The organism is Streptomyces sp. NPDC046308, assembly GCF_055588065.1.
Genome location: NZ_JBVJFB010000014.1, coordinates 20,769 through 27,598 on the forward strand (window position 1 = coordinate 20,769; position 6,830 = coordinate 27,598).

The following is a 6,830-nucleotide window of genomic DNA, read 5'->3' on the forward strand; positions in this document are numbered from 1 at the left end:
GACATTAACGCGGTGCAGTCACTCGGATGCATTGGGTCATGGCACGGAATCCGGCAGGTTGGGTACGTACGTTCTCATGAGCCAGCCGCAACCGGTCACTGAATCGGAATCTGATGTTCCGGCACCTGTCACTCCGGCGTCGACGTACCGTCTCCAGCTGCGTCCGGAGTTCCCCTTCCGGGCGGCCGAGGCAGCCGTACCGTACCTCGCCTCGCTCGGTGTGTCGCACCTGCACCTCTCCCCCGTACTGGAGGCGGCACCCGGCTCCACGCACGGGTACGACGTCACCGACCACTCCCGCGTGCGGGCCGAGCTCGGCGGCGAGCCGGGCCTGCGTTCCCTGGCCGGGGCCGCCCGGGCGCACGGGCTCGGCCTGGTCCTCGACATCGTGCCCAACCACATGGCGGTGCCGACGCCGCTGCGGCTGAACCAGCCCCTGTGGGAGGTGCTGCGGGACGGGCCCGGATCGCCGTACGCCCGCTGGTTCGACATCGACTGGGAGGCCGGGGGCGGGCAGGTGCTGCTGCCGGTGCTCGCCGGGCCGGTGGAGTCCTGCGAGCTGACGGCCGACGGCGGCGTACTGCGCTACGGCGAGCAGGAGTTCCCGCTGCGGGCCGGCACCGAGGGGCTGGCACTACCCGAGCTGCTCGCCGCGCAGTGGTACCGGCCGGCCTGGTGGCGGGAGGCCCGGACCGCGCTCAACTACCGGCGCTTCTTCACCATTTCGGACCTGATCGGGGTCCGTGTGGAGGACCCGGAGGTGTTCACCGCCACGCACGCGAAGGTGCTGGAACTGCTCCGCGACGGGGTCGCGCAGGGGCTGCGGATCGACCACGTGGACGGCCTGGCGGACCCGGAGGAGTACCTGCGGCGGCTGCGCGCGGCGGCCGGGGACGGCTGCTGGGTGGTCGTCGAGAAGATCCTCGCCCGCGACGAGCGGCTGCCGCCCGCGTGGCCGGTGGCCGGCACCACCGGGTACGACGCGCTGCACCGGGTGGACGGGGTGTTCACCGACCCGGCAGGAGCCGCGGAGCTGGCGGCCCGGTACGAGCGGTCCACCGGGCTGCCGCGGTGGCCGGAGGCGGCGCGGGCGTGCGCACGGGAGGTGCTGACCGGCGACCTGGCCGCCGAACTGGGGGCACTGGAGCGCCGGTCCGGGCCGGACCTGGCCGCGGCGGTAAGGGAGTTGCTGATCGCCTTTCCCTTCTACCGGCCCTATCCCGGCGATGGGGAGCTGCCGCCGCAGGCACTGGAGCAGGCGGCCGCGGGGGCCGGGCCCGTCCCCGTGGCCGGCGTACGCGAACTGCTGCTGCGCGACCCGGCCTTCGCGGCCCGCTTCGCGCAGACCTCGGCTGCGCTGCGGGCCAAGTCCCTGGAGGACCGGGCCTTCTACCGGTACGCGCCCCTGCTGTCGGCGACCGAGGTCGGCGGGGAGCCGGGCGAACCTCCGGTGTCGGCCGCGGAGTTCCACGCCTACTGCGCCGCCAGGGACCGGGAGTGGCCCGCGGCCGGGACGGTGCTGTCCACGCACGACACCAAGCGCAGCGGGGACGTCCGGGCCCGGATCGCGGCCCTGTCACAGGCACCGGAACTGATGGGCCGGCCCGACGGCGCGGACCCCCACCTGGCCTGGATGGCCCGGCAGACCGCGCTCGGGCTCGGCCCGGTCCCCGACGCCGTGCCCCGGCTGTCCGAGGCGCTGCTCAAGGCGGTCCGCGAGGCCGCCCTGCGCACCAGCTGGACGGAGCCGGACGAGGGCTACGAGGCGGAGGTGCCCGGCTACGTACCGGCCCCCCTCGACCTCCCCGTGGAGCTGGCGGAGGCGGCCCGTGCCAACCTCCTCGGCATGACGCTGCTGCACCTGACGATGCCGGGGGTCCCGGAGGTCTACCAGGGCGCCGAGACCGAGTACCGGGCCCTCGTCGACCCCGACAACCGGCGCCCGGCCCGCTTCCCCCACCGGGAACTGGCGCGGCTGGACACGGGGGCCGCACCACAGGACCCGGCCGAGGAGAAGCTGGCCCTGACGGCCGCCCTGCTGCGGCTGCGCCGGGACCGGCCGGAGCTCTTCCGGGGCTACGCACCCGTCCCGGCGCAGGGTCCGGCGGCCGGCCATCTGGTGGCGTTCACCCGGTCCCCCGGCCTGCTCGTGGCGGCCACCCGGCTGTCCCACCGGCTGGCCGCGTCCGGAGGCTGGCGCGGCACCCGGCTGCCCCTGCCGCCCGGCACGTGGACCCCCGCCCTCCCCCCACCCCCCGACACGAACTCGGCGCACTCGCACAGCGGTTCGGTCGCCTTGGCCGACCTGCTGGCCGGCCTCCCGGTGGGCGTCTGGCTCCGCCGCTGATCCTCCCCGGCACGCCGGCCGGGAACCCGCGCGCGCCTCGGCGCGTCCGCCGCGCCGCACAGTCCAGCCCCTCCGGCGTTTGAGGAGCGGCGTCCGGGGCGGAGCCCTGGTACTTCAGCCCCGCCGGCGTTCGAGGCGCGGGGGGCGCCCCGCGGCGGCCGCGCGCCGCGCGGGGGAACTGCGGGGCCTGCGGAGCAGTAGGCGGTGGGCCCGGCGGGCATGGCATCACTTGTGACTCTCCTCCGTGACATGCGCTACCCCACTCCGCACGAACTCGGGCTCGCCGCCCGCGCGCTGGCGGACGAACACCCCGGCGAGGTCCGGCTCCACCAGGCCGGCACCTCCCGGGCCGGGCAGCCGCTCTGGGTCCTGTCCGTGGCGGCCGTCGGCCCGAACACCCGCACCCGCAACGTCCTCGTCGTCGCCGGGGCGCACGCCAACGAGCCCGTCGGCGGTGCCACCGCCCTCTCGCTCGCCCGGCGCGTCCTGCGCGAGCCCGCGCCGCGGGCCGGCTGCGGCTGGCACTTCCTGCTCTGCGCCGACCCCGACGGCGCGGACCTGCACCGCACCCCGCGTCCGTACTCGCTCCTGGACTACCACCGGAGCTTCTTCCGGCCGCCCGGTCCCGAACAGCCCGAGTGGGCGCCGTCTTTACTGCCCCCGGACCGGCTGCCGCCCGAGACCCTGGCCCTGACCGCGCTCATCGACGAGCTGCGGCCCGTGCTCCAGGTCTCGCTGCACGCCACCGATCTCGGCGGCTCCTGGGTCCAGCTCACCCGGGACATCCCCGGCCTCGCCGAGCCGTTCGCCAAATCGGCCGCCGAGCTGCACATCCCGGTGGAGAACGGCGCCTCGGACGCCGCCGGCTGGCCCTCCCCCGGTCCGGGCATCTTCGTGATACCGCAGCCGGGCAGCGAGGCCGCCGGGGCCTTCCACCCGGAGGACACCCGGCTCAGCACCTGGTACCACGCCCACCGGTACGCCGGGGTGACCGCGATCGTCGAAGTCCCCATGTGGGCCTCCGACCTGGTCGACGATCCGGCCCCGCACCCCGACCCGCGCGGCGCCCTGCGGATGCTCGCGGGGCGGCTCACGGCAGACGCCGCGCTCGTCGCCGGAGTACGGGACCGGATCCGCTCGGGCCCCCCGCCGTACGCGGACGGGGCCACGGCTCCGCTGCTGCGCGCCGTGGACTGGACGCTCGCGCTGATCCCCCGGATCGGCGACGAGTGGACGGGCGACGGGGCTCCCACGGAGGCCACCGCGGCGTACATCGCCAGCATCGACGCCTTCGGGCGCAGGCTGTCGCTGCGCGCCGCCGCGATGCTGCTGCGGGTGCTGCGCGCGCAGGGGCATCCGGCGGCGCCCGGCCTGGACCGGCTGGTCACGGGATGGTGCGAGGACTTCGCGGCCCGCTTCGGGGCCCGCTGGGTCCCGGTGGCCACCCAGGTGGAACACCAGTCCCGGACCGTCCTGGCCACCTACGAGCGCCTCCTGGCGGCCGACCGGGCCCCTTAGGCGGTGGGCTCCACCGGCTCCAGCTGCTCCACCGGCTCCACGGACAGGGCGTACCGGCGCTTCGGGAAGCCGGTGGCGCCGAGCCTGTCGTAGAAGCGGATCGCGCCCTCGTTCCAGTCGGGGGTCTGCCACTGGACCTGGTCGAGGCCGAGCTCGCGGGCCAGGTCCCGCACCCCGTCCATCAGGGCGGCGCCGAGACCGTGACCGCGGGCCTCCTGCGCGAGGTAGAGGCAGTCCATGTGCAGGTAGTGCCGGGCGTCCCAGAAGGCGAACTCGGCCGAGCAGGCGGCGTATCCGACGACCGCGCCGTCCGGGGTCTCGGCGAGCAGCACCCACAGCCGGGCGTCCTCGGCGAACAGCTGCGGGCCGAGCCGCTCGGCGAGGCCGGGCGGCCGCGGCGCCGACTTCTCGTACGCGATGTGCTCGTGGACGAGCTCGGTCAGGCGGGGGAGGTCCCCGACGCGTGCGCGGCGGATGACGGACGTGTGTTCCATGCCCGTCATCCTGCGCGGTGGCCCTCACGGGCGGACGGGCGGGTCCCGGCGCACGGACGGGGCGCTCCGCGGGCGCTGCCCGGCGGACCGTCCCCTCAGCTCGACCAGAGCCGGAAGGTCATCTTCCCGAAGCTCACCTGGTCCCCGGCGCGGACCACCGCGGAGCCGGTCACCCGGTGCCCGTTGACCGAGGTCCCGTTGGTGGAGCCGAGGTCCCTGAGCACCCACAGGCCGTCGCGCAGGCTCAGTTCCGCGTGCGCCCGGGACACGGTCTCGTGGCTGAGCCGCAGTCCGTTGCCGGGATCGCGGCCGATCCGCAGGACGGCCGCGCTCGGATGCGGTAGCAGCAGCTTGGGCAGCTTCTCGGCGGCCCAGGCGTGCCGGATGCCGACGGACACGGCGGAGGCCCGGCCGACCCAGCCGAACAGCCGACGCGTCCACGGGCTTTCGGCGGCCTCCCTTGCCTGGAGGTCGGCCGTGAGGACGGCGAGGTCCTCGGAGCGGCGGGCGACCAGGGCGAGTTCCATCCGGCGCAGGAAGGTGTCGTGGGACAGCTTGCCGAGGGCAGCGCCCTCTCTGAGCTGGCCCAGCGCCCTGTCGCGCTCGGCGTCGGACAGCCGCGGCGCGGGGAAGGCGGGGATCTCGAAACTCGACGTCACAGGGTGATTGTCGGCCCGTCGGGGCCGGAGTGTCCAGAACTCCCCCGCCACGCCCGGAATGATGGGCAGGATACGCATGCCGGCCACCGCCGCTGACGAGGGGACCGTCCGTTGCACTTCGAGGTGTGGGCACCGCTGACAGGTCATGTCGCCATGCGACTCGACGACGCGACGTACGCGATGGAGCGCGATCCGCAACGGTCCGGCTGGTGGACCGTGGAGGCCCCGGCCGGCGACGGCAGCCGCTACGGGTTCCTGCTGGACGGCGACCCGCTCCCGCGGCCCGATCCGCGCGGCCGGCGGCTGCCGGACGGCCCCGACGGCCTTTCCGCGGTGGTCGACTTCGAGGCGCTGGTCCCGGCCGCGGACCCGCAGGTCCAGCCGCCGCACACCCGGCTCCAGGACGCGGTCCTGTACGAACTGCACATCGGCACCTTCACGCCCGAGGGCACCTTCGACGCGGCCGCCGCCCACCTCGGGCACCTCACCGCCCTCGGCGTCACGCACGTGGAGCTGATGCCGGTCTGCTCCTTCCCCGGCCGGCACGGCTGGGGCTACGACGGGGTCGCGCCGTGGGCGGTGCACGAGCCGTACGGCGGCCCGGCCGGGCTGGTCCGGTTCGTGGAGGCGGCCCACGCCGCAGGGCTCGGCGTGGTGCTGGACGTGGTCCACAACCACCTCGGCCCCTCCGGCAACCACCTGCCCGCCTTCGGCCCGTACTTCACCGACACCCACCACACGCCCTGGGGCGCGGCGGTGAACCTGGACGCTCCCGGCTCCGACGAGGTGCGCGCGTACCTCGTCGGCAGCGCGCTGGCCTGGCTGCGCGACTACGGGATCGACGGACTGCGGCTCGACGCCGTGCACGCGCTGGCCGACGGGCGGGCGCTGACCTTCCTGGAGGAGCTGTCCGCGGCCGTGGACGCGCTGGCCGCGGACACCGGCCGGCCGCTGTTCCTGATCGCCGAGTCCGACCAGTGCGACCCGCGCACCACCACCCCGCGCGCGGCCGGCGGACTGGGCCTGCACGCCCAGTGGAACGACGACTTCCATCACGCCCTGCACAGTGCGCTGACCGGTGAATCCCAGGCGTACTACGGGGACTTCGCCGAGGCCCCGCTCGCCGCCCTCGCCAAGACCCTGACCCGGGCCTTCTTCCACGACGGGACCTGGTCCTCCTTCCGTGGCCGCACCCACGGCCGCCCGGTGGACCGCCGCCGGACCCCCGCGCACCGCTTCGTGGGCTACACCCAGACCCACGACCAGATCGGCAACCGGGCGCTGGGCGACCGGCTCTCCGCCTCCCTCTCCCCCGGGCTGCTGGCGTGTGCCGCGGCGATGGCGCTGACCGGCCCGTTCGTGCCGATGCTGTTCATGGGCGAGGAGTGGGGGGCGCGCACCCCCTGGCAGTACTTCACCGACCACCCCGATCCGGAGCTGGCCGAGGCCGTACGGACCGGCAGGCGGCGGGAGTTCGCGGCGCACGGCTGGAAGGCCGAAGAGATCCCGGACCCGCAGGACCCGGCCACCCGGGACCGCTCCTGCCTGGACTGGTCCGAGCCCGAACAGGCCGTCCACGCACGCCTGCTGGACTGGTACCGCACCCTGGTGGCGCTCCGCCGCGGCCACCCGGACCTGGGGGGGGGGGGGAGGGGGGGGGGGGGGGGGGGGGGGGGGGGGGGGGGGGGAGGGGGGGGGTTGGGGGGGGGGGGGGGGGGGGGGGGGGGGGGGGGGGGGGCTCCCCCCCCCCCCCCCCACATTGCTGATCTTTTTTTGGGGGTTGTTCTCTCTTTTGTTGGGGGGCACAGCCCA

The 6,830-nt window shown here is 75.3% G+C and carries 5 protein-coding genes; 3 read left to right on the plus strand and 2 right to left on the minus strand.

What is annotated here, in order from left to right; all coding sequences use genetic code 11:
- The first annotated feature begins 76 nt into the window (after positions 1-76).
- Both treY and ACZ6JT_RS34980 read left to right on the plus strand, forming a co-directional pair.
- Positions 77-2,347: a malto-oligosyltrehalose synthase gene (gene treY, locus ACZ6JT_RS34975; RefSeq protein ID WP_469216208.1), complete on the plus strand. Its 2,271-nt coding sequence runs from the start codon at positions 77-79 to the stop codon at positions 2,345-2,347.
- Positions 2,348-2,596: 249 nt separating this feature from the next.
- Positions 2,597-3,865 (plus strand): M14 family zinc carboxypeptidase, encoded by a 1,269-nt coding sequence (locus ACZ6JT_RS34980; RefSeq protein WP_469216210.1) that lies wholly within the window; start codon positions 2,597-2,599, stop codon positions 3,863-3,865.
- On the opposite strand, the gene ACZ6JT_RS34985 is transcribed toward ACZ6JT_RS34980, so the two are convergent.
- The gene (locus tag ACZ6JT_RS34985; protein WP_469216212.1) at positions 3,862-4,359 is read right to left on the minus strand and encodes a GNAT family N-acetyltransferase; all 498 of its coding nucleotides are present in this window, start codon (positions 4,357-4,359) and stop codon (positions 3,862-3,864) included. The two genes, ACZ6JT_RS34980 and ACZ6JT_RS34985, sit on opposite strands and share 4 nt — an antisense overlap.
- 95 nt (positions 4,360-4,454) lie before the next feature.
- Complete coding sequence (locus tag ACZ6JT_RS34990) at positions 4,455-5,018, minus strand: FHA domain-containing protein (RefSeq protein WP_469216213.1); 564 nt, start codon at positions 5,016-5,018, stop codon at positions 4,455-4,457.
- Positions 5,019-5,129: 111 nt separating this feature from the next.
- Between ACZ6JT_RS34990 and treZ the strand changes: the two genes are divergently transcribed.
- Positions 5,130-6,830, plus strand: a 1,701-nt coding sequence (gene treZ / locus ACZ6JT_RS34995) for a malto-oligosyltrehalose trehalohydrolase (protein ID WP_469216215.1), incomplete at its 3' end; no start/stop codon positions are given.

Coding starts and splice junctions, on each gene's coding strand:
- ACZ6JT_RS34980 (WP_469216210.1), top strand. CDS start 2,597: ATGCGCTACCCCACTCCGCACGAACTCGGGCTCGCCGCCCGCGCGCTG.
- ACZ6JT_RS34985 (WP_469216212.1), bottom strand. CDS start 4,359: ATGGAACACACGTCCGTCATCCGCCGCGCACGCGTCGGGGACCTCCCC.
- treY (WP_469216208.1), top strand. CDS start 77: ATGAGCCAGCCGCAACCGGTCACTGAATCGGAATCTGATGTTCCGGCA.